Raw genomic sequence first — 17,147 nt, 5'->3', positions numbered from 1 at the left:
CCCAATTCTCACCAGCTTCTCAAGGAAACCCTAGAGCGAGCTCGTCGGCCGCCAGAAGCGCCGCCGCTCTCGTTCGATGAGCGGCGTTATAGGCCCAACATTTCTAAGCGTCAACAGGCGTGTGACAATTTTTTAAAATTTTCTTCGCAAAGGCGCGTTTGCCTTTCATTTGTCAGGTGAGAGGGCTGGATTGCCGGGCATTTTCACCGCAAATGGCGGGAAAGGCCCGGCCCGCCCTCAGATTTTCACAATCCCCGCCTCTAGAGTGTAGGATGGCACCTGCGTCATTTGACTCGCAGGCCCTCCTGCGTGCATCTTCCCGCGCGCAAAACAAGAAAACGGCGATACAGGGCGAAGCATATCGGCATGACCACCGACCGGAACATGATCCGATCTCTCGGCAATGAGCCGCCGATCCTCGCCGACGGGCGCAAGGCGCCCGACCGCCGTGAGATTTCCCTTCGCTGGCTGTCCGGCACGTTCCTGACCGGCATCACCTCCTCGATCCTGATGGGCGTCGCGCTCTTTGCCGCCCTCGACGGGCGCCAGCAGCTCGCCATTCCGGCAGAGGCCTTCGCCGCGCTCGCGCCCCCCAACCAGACGAGCAGGAACGGCGAGACCGCCAAGCGCGGCGAGCGTGTGCTCGAACCGGCCATCGTCGCAAAGCCTTCCGACAAGAAGATCATGGAGATCTCCACCATGATCCACGACGGCGAGAAGGAAGTGGTGCGCCGGCAGCCCTTCGCCCATGTGAAGATGGCGCTTGCCGCCAACCATGCGACGAGCGAGGACTATCCGCGCTTCGATCCGCTGGCGATCTTCTCGACGAACGGCAAGGACGCGGCCCCCGCCTCGCGCATGGGCACGATCTACGGTTCCGACGTCGAATCGGAAGTCGCGCTCCAGACGGATGCCTTCCCGACCGGCGGCTCGGCGCTCGACTATGCCGACCAGATGTCGATCGAGGAGGTCGAGGAGAACGTGCGCACCAACGGCTCGGTGCTGACGGACGGCAGCACGCAGGTCGCGTCCCTCTATTATGTCGACCCGCAGCGCTTTGCCTCCGACAGCTCCGACATCGACCTGATGGGCCTGACGGCCCGCATCGTCGAGGAGAACATGAGCGTGTCGACCTTCGATACGCTGACGCCCGACGACACCGAATATGCCGACGACGTGATCCCGGTGCGCCGCGCGGCCGACATCGACGAGATCATGACGGCCGCCGGTTACACCAGGGCGCAGGCCGACGATCTCTCCGCCTATCTCGACAGCCAGCTCGGCAGCAAGCAACTGGCCGAGGGCGACGTGCTGCGCATTTGCGTGTCGCAGAAGGGCAAGGAAGCGAGCATCGTGCGCGCCAGCGTCTATTCGCGCGGCCGCCACGTGGTGACGGCCGCGATCGACGACAGCGGCCGTTTCGTCAGCGGCGCCGAACCGCCGGTGCTCGATGCGGTGGCGACCGCATTCGACGATGACGGCCGGCCGTCCATCATCGCCGGGCGCGACCTGCCGCGCGTCTATGACGGCATCTACCGGGCCGCCCTTTCCTATGGCATGGGCCAGGATATGACGGCCGAGGTCATCCGCATTCTCGCCAGCAACGTCGATTTCCAGGCGCAGCTTCGCCCGACGGATTCGCTCGAGGCGTTCTTCTCCGTCACGGACCAGAACGGCACGACGACGGAGGAGTCCGAAATCCTCTTCCTCGATGCCCGGTTCGGCGACACGGAAACCCGGGTGTACCGCTTCCAGGATCCGGAAGACGGCGCGGTGGATTATTACGACGAGGATGGAAAGAGCATCCGGCAATTCCTTCTGCGCAACCCGGTTCCCAATGGCGTCTTCCGCTCCGGCTTCGGCATGCGGCGTCACCCGATCCTCGGCTTCTCGCGCATGCATACCGGCGTCGACTGGGCCGCGCCGCGCGGCACGCCGATCATCGCGGCCGGCAACGGCGTGGTCGAGAAGGCGGGCTGGGATTCCGGCGGCTACGGCAACCAGACGCTGATCCGCCATGCCAACGGCTACGTCTCCTCCTACAACCACCAGAGCGCGATCGCCAAGGGCATCAAGCCGGGCGTTAAGGTACGCCAGGGCCAGGTGATCGGCTTCGTCGGCACGACGGGCCTGTCCACCGGCCCGCACCTGCACTACGAGCTGATCGTCAACGGCAACAAGGTGGATGCGCTGAAGATCCGCCTGCCCGGCGGCAAGTCTCTGGAAGGCAAAGCGCTGGCCCAGTTCGAGGTCGAGCGCAAGCGGATCGACGACCTGCTCGGTCTCGGCAGCCCGACGCAGGTCGCAGAAACCCACTGACGCATACCGTCCCGACATGAAATGGCATCTCGCGGCATAAACGCAAAAAGCGCGGGCCGAGACCCGCGCTTCTTTTTTACCCGAATGCTTCCTCAGGCGGCCTTGCTTGCCGCCGCGTTGCGCGGCGAGAAGAGCAGCCGGTCGGAACCGGCGATCACCTTGACGGTCGAACCATCCGGAATCTCCCCGGCGAGAATCTTCTCCGCCAGCGGATCCTGGAGGTGCTTCTGGATCGCCCGCTTCAGGGGACGTGCGCCGTAGACAGGATCGTAGCCCTTCTCGGCCAGCCAGTGCACGGCCTCCTCGTCGAGGTCGAGGACGATCTTGCGATCCACCAGCAGCTTGCGCAGGCGCTCGAGCTGGATGTCGACGATAGCGCCCATTTCCGACCGCTTCAGGCGATGGAACAGGATGATCTCGTCGATCCGGTTCAGGAATTCCGGCCGGAACGCCGTCTTCACGACATCCATCACCTGGTCGCGCGCGACATCGCTGTCCTCGTTTTCGCCGAGCGCCGTCAGGTATTCCGCGCCGAGGTTCGAGGTCATGATGATCATCGTGTTGCGGAAGTCCACGGTGCGGCCCTGGCCATCGGTCAGGCGACCGTCGTCGAGGACCTGCAGCAGCACGTTGAAGACATCCGGATGCGCCTTCTCGATCTCGTCGAACAGCACGACCTGATAGGGCCGGCGGCGGACGGATTCGGTGAGCGCACCGCCTTCCTCATAGCCGACATAGCCGGGAGGCGCGCCGATCAGTCGGGCAACGGAGTGCTTCTCCATATATTCCGACATGTCCATGCGCTGGATCGCCGTCTCGTCGTCGAACAGGAAGCGGGCGAGCGCCTTGGTCAGCTCCGTCTTGCCGACGCCGGTCGGACCGAGGAAGATGAACGAGCCGATCGGCCGGTTCGGATCCTGCAGGCCGGCGCGGGCACGGCGGACGGCGCGGGAGACCGCCTGGACGGCATCGCCCTGGCCGACGACCCACTTGCCGAGTTCGTCCTCCATGCGCAGGAGCTTGTCGCGCTCGCCTTCCAGCATCTTGTCCACGGGGATGCCCGTCCAGCGGGAGACCACATGGGCGATGTTGTCGGGGGTGACGACCTCCTGCACCATCGGATCGACGTCGCCGACGTCGCGGCCTTCGGCCTCCTCCAGCTCCTTTTCGAGCTTCGGGATGATGCCGTAGGCAAGTTCGCCGGCGCGCTGGAACTCACCCTTGCGCTGGGCAATGGCCAGTTCGTTGCGCAGCTCGTCGAGCTGGCGCTTGAGGTCCGCGGCGCGGCCGAGCTTGGACTTTTCCGCCTGCCAGCGCGCGGTCAGCGCATCGGCTTCCTCTTCCAGCGCGGCAAGGTCGATCTCGAGCTTTTCGAGCCGGTCCTGCGACGAGCGGTCGGTCTCCTTCTTCAGGGCCTCGCGCTCGATCTTGAGCTGGATGATGCGGCGGTCGAGCTCGTCGAGCTCCTCCGGCTTGGAATCGACCTGCATGCGCAGCCGCGAGGCGGCTTCGTCCATCAGGTCGATCGCCTTGTCCGGCAGGAAGCGATCCGTGATGTAGCGGTTGGAAAGCGTCGCGGCGGCGACCAGGGCCGAATCGGAGATGCGGACCTTGTGGTGCTGCTCGTACTTTTCCTTGAGGCCGCGCAGGATCGAGATCGTGTCCTCGACGGTCGGCTCGTCCACCATGACGGGCTGGAACCGGCGGGCGAGCGCGGCATCCTTCTCGACATGTTTGCGGTATTCGTCGAGCGTGGTCGCGCCGACGCAGTGCAATTCGCCCCGGGCAAGCGCAGGCTTCAGAAGGTTCGAGGCGTCCATCGCCCCATCCGCCTTGCCGGCACCGACCAGCGTGTGCATCTCGTCGATGAACAGGATGATCTCGCCGTCTTCCGCCTGCACTTCGGCAAGCACGGCCTTCAGGCGTTCCTCGAACTCGCCGCGATATTTCGCACCGGCGATCAGCGCGCCCATGTCGAGCGCCATCAGCTTCTTGTCCTTCAGGCTCTCAGGCACGTCGCCGTTGACGATGCGCAGCGCAAGGCCCTCGGCGATGGCGGTCTTGCCGACGCCGGGCTCGCCGATGAGGACGGGATTGTTCTTCGTGCGGCGCGACAGGACCTGGATCGTGCGGCGGATTTCGTCATCGCGGCCGATCACGGGATCGAGCCGGCCTTCCCGCGCATCGGCGGTGAGGTCGCGGGCGAATTTCTTCAGCGAATCGAAGCCCTGCTCGGCGCTCGCCGTATCGGCGGTGCGGCCCTTGCGGATGTCGTTGATCACCTGGTTGAGCGACGTCGGCGTCACGCCGGCCTTGGCGAGGATTTCCGAGGTCGCGGCGGACTTCTCGATGGCAAGCGCCAGCAGCAGGCGTTCGACGGTGACGAAGCTGTCACCCGCCTTCTTGGCGGCTTCTTCCGCGGTGGAGAAGACTTTTGCCAGCGGCTGCGCGAGATAGACCTGCCCGTTGCCGCCGGAAACCTTCGGCAGCTTGGCAAGCGCGGCATCGTTGGCGATCCGCGCCTCGCGCGCATTGCCGCCGGCCCGCTCGATCAGCGAGGTCGCCATGCCCTGCTCGTCGTCGAGCAGGACCTTCAGAACGTGTTCGGGCGTGAACTGCGGATTGCCGTCCGCAAGCGCCTTGGTCTGGGCGGATTGCAGGAATCCGCGAACGCGCTCGGAGTATTTTTCGATATTCATCATCTGCCTCCATAACTCGGCCGGCCCATCAGGCACCGGTCGACGATTCAGGATAGGGCTCCCGTCAAGGCGAGCCCTTCATGCGGGTCCCCGGCCGTGCGACCGGTCAACCGCCTGAAGCGAATATGGTGGAGGCATTTTCGGAATTAAAGGGGACCTTCCGGCAGCCGGGAACAGATTTTTCGAGGCCCGCCTGCGCAAACGCAAGAACCCGGCACAGGGCCGGGTTCCTCGACTGGTCGGCGGAGCGAAACCTATTCCGAAGCGGCTTCGAGCGCGGGGGCGTCATCGCCCGAAGGCTGGCCGTCTCCCTCGCCCGCCTGGCCTTCGCCGCGACGCGGACGGCGCGGGCGGGCAGCGTTGCGGCGACGCGGCGCACGGCCACCGGCCGGTGCTGCGGCTTCCTCTTCGAGCGCGACTTCCGCCGGCGTGCCTTCGATCACCGGCTGCGGGCCGGAACCGTCGACGACGACGGGCTGCTCGACGGGCGCGGCGGCAGCCGGTGCCTGGTCCTCGACGGGCGTCGAATCGATCTCGTCGGGATCGCGGTCGAAACCGTCGCGATCGTTGAAGTCGCCGCGGTCGGAATTGTCGGAGCGTTCTTCACGCGGGAAGCGTTCCTGCATCTGCGCCTGGGCGGCGGCAATGATGCGGTTGTAGTGCTCGGCGTGCTGAAGATAGTTTTCCGCCATGACGCGGTCGCCGGCGCTCTGGGCGTCGCGGGCAAGCGCTGCGTACTTCTCGGCGATATGCTGGGCCGTGCCCCTGATCTTCACGTCCGGACCCGAGCTGTCATAGGTCCGCGTGAGGGGATTGCCGCCCTTGCGGTGGCTGTTGTTGCTATTGTTGTTGTTATTATTGTTATTGTTATTGTTACGCCCGCGGCCGCGCTTGTTTTGCTGTCCTGGCCTCATATGTCACTCACCTAACGTATCGTGGTATCGATGATTCATGTGTCTGCAAGCCTGATCGGGACACGCCAGATCAAGCATCCTTACCCGCGGGCAAACCACGCCGGTCGGTGGTCCTGTCGCCGTAAGACGTCAAATTAACAGGTACCCGCACAGGGCAGTCTTCAACCCTAGCAACTCTTCGAGAGAGCAATCCTCGCGATCGGGTCATACAGGAGCAAATCCCTGTGGCATGACCTCTTGCCCAGTGCGTGGCCGCAAACTATCCCGCTTCCTTCACAATTCCAAGCCTTTTCTTTGCGGCTGCGGAATTTGCTTCGCCTGTGCAAGGAAATTTACACAGTCCGTGCATTTGCGAAGACGAGAACGCGGTCGTTGCCGCCGAGATCCTGCACCGCCTCGATACGCGCAAAACCGTGTTCGCGCATGATCGCGGTGACCTGATCCTTCTGGTCGTAGCCGATTTCGTAAGCCACCAGGCCGTTTTCCCGAAGATGAGCATCCGCCCCCGCCGCGATGGCCCGATAGGCATCCAGCCCGTCGTCTCCGCCATCCAGCGCAAGGATCGGATCGTGGAGCCGGACGTCCTCGTCCAGCGTTCCGACCACGGATCGGACGATATAGGGCGGATTTGACACGATGATGTCGAATGCCCCGGTCACGGCTGCAAACCAGTCGCTCTCGACCGCCTCGAAGCGGCCGGCGACCCCATTGATGTCGGCATTGCGCCGCGCCGTTTCAAGGGCCCCCGCCGAAAGATCGGCGCCGATCCCGGTCGCGCCGGGCACGAGATCGAGCAAGGCAAGGCAGATCGCGCCGGTTCCCGTGCCGAGATCGAGGATCCGGCAGCCGCCACCCGCGACCATTCTCAACGCATGGGGCACGAGCGCATCGACGAGGACTTCCGTATCCGGCCTCGGCTCCAGCGTTTCGGGGGAAAGCATGAGGTCGAGCCGCGAAAAGGCCCGGTGGCCGAGGATGCGGTGCACCGGCTCGCGCGCCACGCGCCGCGCCAATGCATCCTCGATCATCGCTCTTTCGGACGCATCCAGCAGGCGGCTCCCATCGGTGACGAAGGCGGTGGAGGAAAGCTTGAGAAGGCCGGCGATCAGCAGCCGCGCATCCTGCGCGCCGTCCGCAATGCCCGCCGCGCAAAGCCGGCGCCGTGCCGCCGCCAGCGTTTCGGCGAGCGTTGCGCCGCTCATCGGCCCTGTTCGCCGAGCTGCGCCAACTGGCCGGCCTGATAGTCCGCCAGCAGCGCATCGACCACTTCGTCGATTTCGCCGATCATCATCCGGTCGAGCTTGTAGAGCGTCAGGTTGATGCGGTGATCGGTGACGCGGCCCTGCGGGAAATTGTAGGTGCGGATGCGCTCCGAACGGTCGCCCGAGCCGACCTGGCTCTTGCGATCCGCCGAACGCTCGCTGTCGGCGCGCTGGCGCTCCATGTCGTAGAGCCGCGAACGCAGGATCTGCATCGCCTTGGCGCGGTTCTGGTGCTGCGACTTTTCCGAGCTCGTCACGACGAGGCCCGTCGGCAGGTGGGTGATTCGCACGGCCGAGTCCGTCGTGTTGACATGCTGGCCACCCGCACCGGACGAGCGCATCGTGTCGATACGGATATCCTCGGCGCGGATCTCGATGTCGATCTCTTCCGCCTCCGGCAGCACGGCGACCGTGGCGGCGGAGGTATGGATGCGGCCGCTCGCCTCCGTCTCCGGCACGCGCTGGACACGGTGCACGCCCGATTCGAACTTCAGCTTGGCGAAGACGCCGCGCCCGGTGATCGTCGCGATGATTTCCTTGAAGCCGCCCGCCTCGCCCTCGCTGGAGGAGATGACCTCCACCTTCCAGCCATGGGCGGCGGCATAGCGCTCGTACATGCGGAAGAGGTCGCCGGCAAACAGCGCCGCCTCGGAGCCGCCCGTGCCGGCGCGGATTTCGAGGATCGCGCTCTTCTCGTCGGCGGCGTCCTTCGGGAGAAGCAGGATCTGCATCTCCTTTTCCAGGCCTTCGAGGCGCTCCTTCAGATCCGGCAGTTCCATTTCCGCAAGGTCGCGCATCTCGCGGTCCGTCGCCTTGTCGGCGAGCAATACTTCGAGGTCGGCGATCTCGCCACCCACCTTCTCGTATTCGCGCACCTTCGCGACGACGGGCTGAAGCTCGGAATATTCCGAGGCGAGGCGCACATAGGTCTCCGAATCCGGCCCCGCCGACATGCGCGCCTCGATCTCGCCGAAACGGCGTTCGAGTTCGCGCATCTTTTCAACGGGAAGCTTCGCCACCGTTCAACTCCAGTCCAGGTCTTTAAAGCGGAATGCCGTTCTCGGCCGCAAAGTCGGTGAGAATCTGGCGAATGGACGCCGTCGGCTTCAAATCGTCGATGGCCGGCGTCAGCACCGCTTCCAGCTTGCCCGCATCGAGCGCCAGCAGCATGGACTTCACCGGCCCGATCGCCGCCGGCGACATGGAGACCGAACGGAAGCCGATGCCGAGCAGCGCCATCGCCGAGATCGGCTTGCTCGCCATCTCGCCGCAGAGCGTCACGGATGTGTCGTTGCGGATGCCGGCGCGCACGATGTCGCGCAGGATGCGCAGGAACGGCCGGCCGAGCGTGTCGAAACGGTCGGAGACGCGGGCATTGCCCCGGTCCACCGCCATGGCGAACTGGAAGAGGTCGTTCGAGCCGACCGAGACGAAATCGACCTCGGCCATCAGCTCGTCGAGCTGCCAGAGCAGCGCCGGCACTTCCAGCATGGCGCCGAACTGCAGCTTCTTCGGCAACTGCTCGCCGAGCTTGGACTGGCGCTGAATCTCTTTCTGCAGGAGGTCGCGGACCTCCCGGAGCTCGGAAACCTCCGTCACCATCGGCAGCATCAGTCGCAGATCGGCCCCGGCCGTCGCGCGCAGCATGGCGCGAAGCTGGGTGCGCAGAAGACCCGGCCGGTCGAGCGACAGGCGGATGGCGCGCCAGCCGAGCGCCGGGTTCTCCTCTTCCGCCGCGCGGAAATAGGGCACGACCTTGTCGCCACCGATATCGAGTGTGCGGAACGTCACGGGGCGGCCGCCCGCATGCTTCAATACGTTGCGGTAAAAGGCTTCCTGCTCCTCCGCCTTCGGCATGGTCGAGGCGATCATGAACTGGAGCTCGGTGCGGAAGAGGCCGATGCCGGACGCGCCCGATTCGTTGAGATGCGGCAGGTCGACCAGAAGGCCGGCATTCATCTGGAGATTGATCTGGCACCCGTCCTTCGTGACCGGCTCGACGGCCCGCAGCGCCCGGTACTGCTCCTGCCGGCGGGCGCGGAAGCGCACCTTCTCCTCATAGGAGCGCTGGAGATCGGGCAGCGGCCGCAGATGTACACGCGCATCGTCGCCGTCGACGATGATCGGATCGCCGTTCTCCGCAAGCGCCACGGCCCCTGCCGCCTGGCCGACGACCGGAATGCCCATGGCGCGGGCCACGATCACCACATGGCTCGTGACGGCACCGTCCTCCAGCACGAGGCCGCGCACGTTCTGGCGCGGATAATCGAGCAGCTCGGCCGCGCCCATGGCGCGCGCAACGACGATCGCATCGTTCGGAAAGCTGCTGGCGGAGAGCTTTGCGCCATAGCCGGTGAGCTGGCGCAGCAGGCGGTTCGCAAGATCGTCGAAATCGTGCATGCGCTCACGCAGGTACGGATCCGTCAGGCGGATCATCCGCGCCTTTGTCTCGCTCTGCACCCGCTCGACCGCCGCTTCCGCCGTCAGGCCGTTGCGGATCGCCTCTTCGAGCTTCCGCACCCAGCCGCGGTCGTGCGCGAACATGCGATAGGTTTCCAGCACCTCGCGATGCTCGCCCTCCATCGAGATCTCGCGGCGCGACAGCATGTCGTCGATGGAGATGCGCAGCGAACCCAGCGCCTCGGCGAGCCGGCCGAGCTCATGCTCGGAATCCTCGTTGAGGAGGTTCGTGACGACGATGCGCGGCTCGTGCAGCACGACATAGCCGAGACCGATGCCTTCGCCGAAGCTCGCCCCCTCGATGGCGACGGGACGCGAAAGGTCGAGCTCGAGACCGGGCTTGGTGAGCTTCTTCAGCTCGCCGGTCGCCACCATCTCGGCGATCACCATCGCCGTCGTTTCGAGCGCCTCTACCTCGTCCTCGCGATAGGTGCGGCTCGCCTTGTTCTGCACGACGAGAACGCCGAGCGCCCGGCCGGTGCGCAGGATCGGAACGCCGAGGAAGGAGTGATAGATCTCCTCGCCCGTTTCCGGGAGATAAGTGAAGGCGGGGTGCGACTGGGCGTCGGAAAGGTTCAGCGGCCGCGCGGAGGCCGCGATGGTGCCGACGAGGCCCTGGCCCATCTTGAGCTGGGCAAGGTGGACGGCGCCGGGATTGAGGCCTTCGGTGGCATAGAGTTCGAGAACGCCGTCGGAGCGCAGCACATAGACGGAACACACCTCCGCGACCATGTTCTGCGCGATCTGGCGCACGATCTGGTCAAGGCGCTCCTGCGGCTCGAGCGGCTCCGCCATCAGTTCGCGCAGCCGCTTGAGAAGAACGCGCGGACCCGCGGAGAGGTCTCTCATCGCGTGGCGTCTCCCGAAAATGTCGTTACCCGCCGGCGCTCACCCGCGCCGGCGATCAAAAGATCGGCGCCGAGTCGGCCGGTCCCTACTTCTTATCGAGACCGTAGACGGAATGCAAAGTCCGAACGGCCAGTTCCGCATAGGGGCCGTCGATCAGGATGGAAATCTTGATCTCGGAGGTGGTGATGGCCTTGATGTTGATGCCCTTCTCGGCAAGCGCGCGGAAGGCGGAGGCGGCGACGCCCGCATGGCTGCGCATGCCGATGCCGATGACCGAGACCTTCACGAGGCCCGTCTCGTGCTGGATCACGTCGAAGCCGACCTGTTCCTTGGCGGCTTCGAGAACCCTGATCGCCTTCTCCATGTCGCCCGAGGGAACGGTGAAGGTCATGTCGGTCTTCGAGCCGTCCTCGGAAATGTTCTGGACGATCATGTCGACATTGATATGGGATTCGGCCAGCGGGCCGAAGATCGCGGCCGAAACGCCCGGCCGGTCGGCGACGCGGCGGAGCGAGATCTGCGCTTCATCCTTGGCATAGGCAATGCCCGTTACGACTTCCTGTTCCACGATCTCTTCCTCATCACAAATCAGCGTACCGGGCGGGTTCAGAAGATCGCCCATGCCCGGTGCATCGGGATCCTCGAAAGAGGAGCGAACGAAGGTGCGCACCTTGTGCACCATGGCAAGCTCGACCGAGCGCACCTGAAGGACCTTGGCGCCGAGCGAGGCCATTTCGAGCATTTCCTCGAAGGCGATCTTCTTGAGGCGGCGGGCCTTCGGCTCGATGCGCGGGTCGGTCGTGTAGACGCCGTCGACATCGGTATAGATGTCGCAGCGGTCCGCCTTGACGGCGGCGGCGATGGCGACGGCGGAGGTGTCCGAGCCGCCGCGGCCGAGCGTCGCGACGCGGTTGTCCGGGCCGAGGCCCTGGAAGCCGGCGACGACGGCGACCTGGCCCTCGCCCATGCGGCGGATCATTTCCGCACCGTCGATGTCGAGGATGCGGGCGGCGCCGTGGGCGTTGTCGGTGCGGATCGGGATCTGCCAGCCCTGCCAGGAGCGGGCATTGATGCCCATCGACTGAAGCGCAATGGCAAGAAGGCCGGCGGTGACGAGTTCGCCCGAGGCGACGATGGCGTCGTATTCGCGCGCATCGTAGAAGGGCGAGTTCGCGCCCGTGACCTTCGGCATGTTCTGCACCCAGGCGACGAGCTCGTTGGTCTTGCCGGACATGGCCGACACGACGACGGCGACCTCGTGGCCGGCTTCGACCTCGCGTTTCACATGGCGGGCCACATTGTGGATACGGTCGAGGTCAGCGACGGACGTTCCGCCGAATTTCATCACGATGCGTGCCATGGGTGTACTGCTATTCCAGATAGTCGCGCGAGCGCGCGGGAGAAACCGCGGGGTCTCTTAGCGGAAGACCCCGCACAGCGCAATGCATGGTTTCCGCAAACTGTACCAATCGGTACGGCGGGCGGACGAAAAGGCCCGCAAGCCTTGCGGCATGCGGGCAAGAGGGATCGGATGACGGTGGCTGCGGGCGGCAGGCCGCCCGCGAGCCTGCTTATTTCTGCCAGCTCTTGACCAGCTCGTCGTAGTTGACGGTCTGGGGCTGTTCCTTCTCGTTCTCGATCTTGAGCTGCGGAGCGAGGTTGCCCTTGGCGACGGCGTCCTTGTTCCAGTATTCGAGATCGTGCTCCTCGGCGAGCTTCGGACCCATGTCGCCCTGGACGCCGGCGCGTTCGAGGCGGCCGAGCACCTTCTCCTGCTCCGCGCACAGCGAATCCATGGCTTCCTGCGCGGTCTTGGCGCCGGATGCCGCATCGCCGATTGCCTGCCACCAGAGCTGGGCGAGCTTCGGATAGTCCGGAATGTTCGTACCGGTCGGCGACCACTGCAGACGGGCCGGCGAACGGTAGAACTCGACCAGGCCGCCGAGCTTCGGCGCACGCTCGGTGAAGGACTGGTGATCGAGCGTGGACTGGCGGATGAAGGTGAGGCCGACATGGCTCTTCTTCACGTCGACGGTCTTGGACGTCACGAACTGCGCATAGAGCCAGGCGGCCTTCGCGCGGTCGTCGGGGGTGGACTTCATCAGCGTCCAGGAACCGGCGTCCTGGTAGCCGAGCTTCATGCCGTCCTTCCAGTAGACGCCATGCGGCGACGGAGCGAAGCGCCATTTCGGCGTGCCGTCCGCATTCACGACCGGCAGGCCTTCCTTCACGAAGTCGGCGGTGAAGGCCGTATAGGTGAACATCTGCTGGGCGACCTCGCCCTGCGAGGGAACAGGACCGGATTCGGAGAAGTTCATGCCGCCTGCCGACGGCGGAGCATAGGCCTTGATCCAGTCGAGATACTTCTGGATGGCATAGACCGAGGCCGGGCCGTTGGTGTCGCCGCCGCGCGCGACGCACGAGCCGACCGGACGCGAGTTCTCGTCGACCTTGATGCCCCATTCGTCGACCGGCAGGCCGTTCGGAATGCCCTTATCGCCGTTGCCGGCCATGGAGAGCCAGGCGTCGGTGAAGCGCCAGCCGAGCGACGGGTCCTTCTTGCCGTAGTCCATGTGGCCGAAGACCTTCTTGCCGTCGATCTCGCGGCCGGTGAAGAATTCGGCGATGTCCTCATAGGCCGACCAGTTGACCGGAACGCCGAGGTCGTAGCCGTACTTCGCCTTGAAGTCCGCCTTGTTCTTCTCGTCGTTGAACCAGTCGTAGCGGAACCAGTAGAGGTTGGCGAACTGCTGGTCGGGAAGCTGGTAGAGCTTGCCATCCGGCGCGGTCGTGAAGGACTTGCCGATGAAGTCGTCGACGTCGAGACCCGGATTGGTGACGTCCTTGCCTTCATTCGCCATGAAGTCGGTCAGCGCGCGGGCCTGCTTGTAGCGCCAGTGCGTGCCGATGAGGTCCGAGTCGTTGACATAGGCGTCGTAGATGTTCTCGCCCGACTGCATCTGCGTCTGCAGCTTCTCGATGACGTCGCCCTCGCCGATGAGGTCGTGCGTGATCTTGATGCCGGTGATGGCGGTGAAGGCCGGCGCAAGGACCTTCGATTCGTATTCATGCGTGGTCAGCGTTTCGGAAACGACCTTGATGTCCATGCCGGCGAAGGGCTTGGCGGCATCGACGAACCATTGCATTTCCTTTTCCTGGTCGGCGCGCGACAGCGACGAGAGATCGCCGATCTCCGAATCCAGGAACTTCTTGGCAGCATCCATGTCCGCGAATGCGGAGCCGGTGAACGCCAGCAGCAGGACTGCCGTCGTCGTCAGAAGTTGCTTTCGCATTTTAGTCCTCCCTTGGGGTTTGCGATTGCAGTGCGAAGGCCCCCTCATTTCTCCCCGGGGCCTCCATTCCGGGTGCCTATACGAAGCGGAAAACGCCGATGGCGTAGACCACGGACAAGGCAAGAGCCCACCACAGGCTGGAGCCGACGAGGCCCAGCCATGCGAGTTGAATGAACGCCGAGCCGAGCAGCGACACGAACAATCGGTCGCCGCGCGTCGTCTCGAAGCGCAGGATGCCGACGCGCGGGGCACCGCCCGGCCGGGCATATTCCCAGACCGCCATCAGCGCGATCAGAAGGAAGATGGTCAGGAAGAACATGGCCGTCGGGAACGACCAGGCCATCCAGCCGCCCGGAACGAGCGGGGCGAACCAGTCGCGCGCGCCGTCCTTGACCGGCAGTACCGTAACGAGCAGGCCCGCGGCGGCGGCATAGATGGCGAGCACCACGGCGAGCGCCACGGGCCAGCGATTGTTGCGGTTGGCGACGGCGGCCATCGACCCCTCCCCTTCAGACGCGGCCAAGGGCAAAGCCCTTGGCGATGTAGTTGCGGACGAAATAGATCACGAGCGCGCCGGGAATGATGGTCAGCACGCCGGCCGCGGCCAGCACGCCCCAGTCCATGCCGGAGGCCGAGACCGTGCGCGTCATCGTGGCGGCGATGGGCTTGGCGTCCGTCGTCGTCAGCGTGCGGGCGATCAGGAGCTCGACCCAGGAGAACATGAAGCAGAAGAAGGCGGCCACCCCGATGCCCGAGGCGATCAGCGGCACGAAGATCTTCGTGAAGAAGCGCGGGAAGGAATAGCCGTCGATATAGGCGGTCTCGTCGATCTCCTTCGGCACGCCCGACATGAAGCCTTCCAGGATCCAGACGGCGAGCGGCACGTTGAACAGGCAATGCGCGATGGCGACGGCAATATGCGTGTCGATCAGGCCGAAGGCCGAATAGAGCTGGAAGAACGGCAGCGCGAAGACGGCCGGCGGCGCCATGCGGTTGGTCAGCAGCCAGAAGAACAGGTGCTTGTCGCCGAGGAAGCGGTAGCGCGAGAAGGCATAGGCCGCCGGCAGCGCCACCGCGATCGAGATGATCGTGTTCAGGACCACGTAGATGATCGAGTTGATATAGCCGGAATACCAGGCCGGATCGGTGAAGATGACGGCATAGTTGCGCAGTGTCGGGTTCGCCGGCCACAGCGAGAAGACGCCGGTGATCTCGGTGTTCGTCTTGAAGCTCATGTTGACGAGCCAGTAGATCGGCAGCATCAGGAAGACGATGTAGATGGTGGGCACGATCCAGGAGAAGCTGCGCTTGCTGCCGGCGCCGGCTCTTGCGCCGGCGCTGCTCGCAACGCTCGTTCCGATGGTGCTTGCGGTGGTTGCCTGTGAGGTCATGGTTTCCTCCCTCACGCCTGTTCGTCGCTGCTGGTCATGACCGTGTAGAAGATCCACGACAGCAGCAGGATGATCAGGAAGTAGATGATGGACATGGCCGCGGCCGGGCCAAGGTCGAACTGGCCGATCGCCATCTTGACGAGGTCGATCGAAAGGAACGTGGTCGAGTTGCCCGGGCCGCCGCCGGTGACGACGAAGGGCTCGGTATAGATCATGAAGCTGTCCATGAAGCGCAGCAGGAAGGCGATGAGCAGTACGCGCTTCATCTTCGGAAGCTGGATGTAGCGGAACACCGCCCAGCGCGAGGCACCGTCGATCTTGGCGGCCTGGTAATAGGCCTCCGGGATCGAGACGAGGCCGGCATAGCACAGCAGCACGACGAGGCTCGTCCAGTGCCAGACGTCCATGACGATCAGCGTGACCCAGGCGTCGAAGACATTGTTCACGTAATTGTAGTTGAAGCCGAGCCCGTCGAGCACGCGGCCGAGCAGGCCGATGTCGACGCGCCCGAAGACCTGCCAGATCGTGCCGACCACATTCCACGGAATGAGCAGCGGCAGCGCCATCAGCACGAGGCAGACCGGCACGCCGAGGCCCTTCTTCGGCATGTTGAGCGCGATCAGGATGCCGAGCGGGATCTCGATGACGAGGATGATCGCGGAAAAGAGCAGGTTGCGGCCGAGCGCCTCCCAGAAGCGGTCGGATTCAAGGACGTCCGTGAACCAGCCGACGCCGTTCCAGAAGAACTCGTTGTTGCCGAACGTGTCCTGCACCGAATAGTTCACGACGGTCATCAGCGGCACGATGGCCGAGAAGGCCACCAGCAGCAGCATCGGCAGCACCATGAACCAGGCCTTGTTGTTCCAGGTCTTGTTCATCGTCAGCCCTCCCTGCCGACACGCCAGCTATCGGCGTAGATGTTGATGGCGGCGGGGTCGAAGGTGACGCGCGGATCGGCCGGGATCTCGCCGTCCTCCGGCACGACGATGGCGATCGGCTTGCCGGCGAATTCCGCCCGCACGATCTTCTGCCGGCCGATATCCTCGACCTTGCTGATCGAGACGGGCATGCCGTCGCGGGAAAGCGAGATGAATTCCGGGCGGATGCCGAGCTCGGTCTTCGCGCCGGCGGCGATCACCGGCGAATAGCCGAGGGTGATCGTCTCCTCGCCGACCTTGACGCTGCCGCCGTCGATGGCGGCCGGCAGGACGTTCATGCCCGGCGAACCGATGAAATAGCCGACGAAGGTGTGGCTCGGCTTTTCGAAGAGCTCGGCCGGCGTGCCGATCTGCACGATCTGGCCGTCATACATCACGACGACCTTGTCGGCGAAGGTCAGCGCCTCGGTCTGGTCGTGCGTGACATAGACCATGGTGAAGCCGAACTGGCGGTGCAGCTTCTTGAGCTGCGAGCGCAGCACCCATTTCATATGCGGGTCGATGACCGTCAGCGGCTCGTCGAACAGGATGGCGTTGACGTCGTTGCGCACGAGGCCGCGGCCGAGGGAGATCTTCTGCTTCTGGTCGGCGGTAAGGCCGCGCGCCGTCTTCTTCGCCCAGCCGGCAAGGTCGATCATTTCCAGGATCTCGCGCACGCGCCGGTCGACGTCCGGTTCGGCGACGCCGCGGTTGCGCAGCGGGAAGGCGAGATTGTCGTAGACCGTCATCGTGTCGTAGATGACCGGGAACTGGAAGACCTGCGCGATGTTGCGCTCCTGCGTCGACAGGTACGTCACGTCCTTTCCGTCGAAAAGGATGCGACCCTCCGACGGCTGCAGCAGGCCCGAGATGATGTTGAGCAGCGTGGTCTTGCCGCAGCCCGAGGGGCCGAGCAGCGCATAGGCGCCGCCGTCGTTCCACTCGTGATGCACTTCCTTCAGCGCATAGTCCGCTTCGGACTTCGGCTTCTCGCCGTAGGAATGGCGGATGTGATCGAGGTTGATGCGTGCCATGGTGTTCTC

At 64.6% G+C, this 17,147-nt stretch carries 12 protein-coding genes; 1 reads left to right on the top strand and 11 read right to left on the bottom strand.

The genetic code is table 11. The annotated features are described in order from the left end of the window. Positions 1–366 precede the first annotated feature (366 nt). Positions 367–2,319, top strand: a complete 1,953-nt coding sequence (locus L0976_RS24715) for a M23 family metallopeptidase (protein WP_234189620.1) — start codon at positions 367–369, stop codon at positions 2,317–2,319. A gap of 92 nt (positions 2,320–2,411) precedes the next feature. On the opposite strand, the gene clpB is transcribed toward L0976_RS24715, so the two are convergent. From clpB to L0976_RS24660, 11 genes are all read right to left on the bottom strand, one after another. Beyond that, a complete protein-coding gene (gene clpB, locus L0976_RS24710) occupies positions 2,412–5,018 on the bottom strand; it encodes an ATP-dependent chaperone ClpB (RefSeq protein WP_234189622.1) in 2,607 nt (868 codons plus the stop codon). A 254-nt stretch (positions 5,019–5,272) separates the two neighbouring features. After that, on the bottom strand, positions 5,273–5,932 hold the full coding sequence (locus L0976_RS24705; RefSeq protein ID WP_234189618.1) for a DUF4167 domain-containing protein: 660 nt from the start codon (positions 5,930–5,932) through the stop codon (positions 5,273–5,275). Positions 5,933–6,264: 332 nt separating this feature from the next. Beyond that, entirely contained in the window at positions 6,265–7,134 is an 870-nt protein-coding gene (gene prmC / locus L0976_RS24700; RefSeq protein ID WP_234189617.1) for a peptide chain release factor N(5)-glutamine methyltransferase, read from the bottom strand. Further along, complete coding sequence (prfA, locus tag L0976_RS24695; protein ID WP_203316584.1) at positions 7,131–8,213, bottom strand: peptide chain release factor 1; 1,083 nt, start codon at positions 8,211–8,213, stop codon at positions 7,131–7,133. Before prfA ends, prmC begins: the two co-directional genes overlap by 4 nt. A 22-nt stretch (positions 8,214–8,235) precedes the next feature. Further along, a complete protein-coding gene (ptsP, locus tag L0976_RS24690; RefSeq protein WP_234189616.1) occupies positions 8,236–10,503 on the bottom strand; it encodes a phosphoenolpyruvate--protein phosphotransferase in 2,268 nt (755 codons plus the stop codon). 85 nt (positions 10,504–10,588) lie between these two features. Further along, positions 10,589–11,863 carry an aspartate kinase gene (locus L0976_RS24685; RefSeq protein ID WP_234189615.1) on the bottom strand — a complete coding sequence of 425 codons (1,275 nt, stop codon included), beginning with the start codon at positions 11,861–11,863 and terminating at the stop codon, positions 10,589–10,591. Positions 11,864–12,074: 211 nt separating this feature from the next. After that, complete coding sequence (locus L0976_RS24680) at positions 12,075–13,796, bottom strand: ABC transporter substrate-binding protein (protein ID WP_234189614.1); 1,722 nt, start codon at positions 13,794–13,796, stop codon at positions 12,075–12,077. 76 nt (positions 13,797–13,872) lie between these two features. Next, positions 13,873–14,292 carry a DUF2160 domain-containing protein gene (locus tag L0976_RS24675; protein WP_234189613.1) on the bottom strand — a complete coding sequence of 140 codons (420 nt, stop codon included), beginning with the start codon at positions 14,290–14,292 and terminating at the stop codon, positions 13,873–13,875. A 13-nt stretch (positions 14,293–14,305) separates the two neighbouring features. Then, positions 14,306–15,187: a carbohydrate ABC transporter permease gene (locus tag L0976_RS24670; RefSeq protein ID WP_234189612.1), complete on the bottom strand. Its 882-nt coding sequence runs from the start codon at positions 15,185–15,187 to the stop codon at positions 14,306–14,308. Positions 15,188–15,198: 11 nt separating this feature from the next. Further along, positions 15,199–16,065 carry a carbohydrate ABC transporter permease gene (locus L0976_RS24665; protein ID WP_234189610.1) on the bottom strand — a complete coding sequence of 289 codons (867 nt, stop codon included), beginning with the start codon at positions 16,063–16,065 and terminating at the stop codon, positions 15,199–15,201. Between the two features lie 2 nt (positions 16,066–16,067). Beyond that, the gene (locus tag L0976_RS24660) at positions 16,068–17,138 is read right to left on the bottom strand and encodes an ABC transporter ATP-binding protein (protein WP_119259104.1); all 1,071 of its coding nucleotides are present in this window, start codon (positions 17,136–17,138) and stop codon (positions 16,068–16,070) included. Between the last annotated feature and the right edge of the window lie 9 nt (positions 17,139–17,147).

The sequence above is a fragment of the Shinella sp. NM-101 genome (genome assembly GCF_021401195.1).
GTDB lineage: Bacteria > Pseudomonadota > Alphaproteobacteria > Rhizobiales > Rhizobiaceae > Shinella.
The sequence above is the reverse complement of the archived record's forward strand: the minus strand, read 5'-3'. Positions and strand labels throughout refer to the sequence as shown.

What these genes read in the sequence shown, in the direction of transcription:
- L0976_RS24715 (WP_234189620.1), top strand. Translation starts at nt 367, where the DNA reads ATGACCACCGACCGGAACATGATCCGATCTCTCGGCAATGAGCCGCCG.
- clpB (WP_234189622.1), bottom strand. Translation starts at nt 5,018, where the DNA reads ATGAATATCGAAAAATACTCCGAGCGCGTTCGCGGATTCCTGCAATCC.
- L0976_RS24660 (WP_119259104.1), bottom strand. Translation starts at nt 17,138, where the DNA reads ATGGCACGCATCAACCTCGATCACATCCGCCATTCCTACGGCGAGAAG.
- L0976_RS24670 (WP_234189612.1), bottom strand. Translation starts at nt 15,187, where the DNA reads ATGACCTCACAGGCAACCACCGCAAGCACCATCGGAACGAGCGTTGCG.
- prmC (WP_234189617.1), bottom strand. Translation starts at nt 7,134, where the DNA reads ATGAGCGGCGCAACGCTCGCCGAAACGCTGGCGGCGGCACGGCGCCGG.
- L0976_RS24680 (WP_234189614.1), bottom strand. Translation starts at nt 13,796, where the DNA reads ATGCGAAAGCAACTTCTGACGACGACGGCAGTCCTGCTGCTGGCGTTC.
- ptsP (WP_234189616.1), bottom strand. Translation starts at nt 10,503, where the DNA reads ATGAGAGACCTCTCCGCGGGTCCGCGCGTTCTTCTCAAGCGGCTGCGC.
- L0976_RS24675 (WP_234189613.1), bottom strand. Translation starts at nt 14,292, where the DNA reads ATGGCCGCCGTCGCCAACCGCAACAATCGCTGGCCCGTGGCGCTCGCC.
- L0976_RS24685 (WP_234189615.1), bottom strand. Translation starts at nt 11,863, where the DNA reads ATGGCACGCATCGTGATGAAATTCGGCGGAACGTCCGTCGCTGACCTC.
- L0976_RS24705 (WP_234189618.1), bottom strand. Translation starts at nt 5,932, where the DNA reads ATGAGGCCAGGACAGCAAAACAAGCGCGGCCGCGGGCGTAACAATAAC.
- L0976_RS24665 (WP_234189610.1), bottom strand. Translation starts at nt 16,065, where the DNA reads ATGAACAAGACCTGGAACAACAAGGCCTGGTTCATGGTGCTGCCGATG.